The organism is Dietzia sp. KRD202 (genome assembly GCF_017168155.1).
Classification (GTDB): domain Bacteria; phylum Actinomycetota; class Actinomycetes; order Mycobacteriales; family Mycobacteriaceae; genus Dietzia; species Dietzia kunjamensis.
This window is the reverse complement of the sequence record NZ_JABFAN010000058.1, coordinates 1-800: the sequence shown is the minus strand read 5'-3', so window position 1 is coordinate 800 and position 800 is coordinate 1. Positions and strand designations below refer to the sequence as shown.

General features: G+C 73.0%; 1 pseudogene. It reads right to left on the bottom strand.

The annotated features are described in order from the left end of the window. Positions 1–154: 154 nt before the first annotated feature. Positions 155–800 (bottom strand): annotated as a pseudogene (locus tag J1M64_RS18540) (MFS transporter); the annotation flags it as partial.

Here is an 800-nt window from a genome sequence, read left to right as displayed (position 1 = left end):
GGCGGTCGGGGCAGGGGCGGGCTGTGTCACGGCTCGATGAGACCACACGACCACGACATCCCCCCTGCCCGCCCGGACGAGCCGCTCGCCGGAGGGCATGTCGACCCCGCACCGCGCAGACCGGCCGCGCGACCGGCGCGGGGGACGGTACGCCTCAGCGCAGGGTGTCCTCGAGCATGTTCGGGCGGCAGGCGGTCCGCGAGACGACCGTCATGATCGCCAACACCACCGTGAGGAACGCCAGGCCCGCCACGAGCCCGGGGCCGTCGAACAGCATGCCGAACACGAGCGGCCCGAGGGACGCGGCCGTGTACCCCACGCCCTGGGAGAACCCGGAGAGCGCGGCGGAGCCGGCCTGGGTGCGCGTGCGGAGGTTGATCAGCGTGAGGCAGAGCGGGAACGTGCTGGGTCCCACGCCGAGCAGGCAGATCCACACCCACGCCGCGCCGGGAGCCCAGAGCAGGCCGGCGAACCCGGCCAGGTAGGACACGACGGAGACGACGACGACGGCGTACGGGTCCTCGAAGCGGCCCGCCGCCCACGGCACCACCAACGCCGCGACGAGGCCGATCGCCGAGTACACCGCCAACGCCAACCCGCCCTCCGCGCGCGTCATCCCGATCGATTCGGCCACGGCCGGGAGCCAGGTGAAGAACGCGTACGTGCACAAGGAGTTGGTTCCGAAGAACAGGGCCAGCGCCACGCCGACAGGCGAACGCCACGGGCGGATGCGCCGGGTGGGGGTCGCGGCGGAGCCGTCGGGGGCGCTGGCCCTGTTCTTCGGAACCAACTCCTTGTGC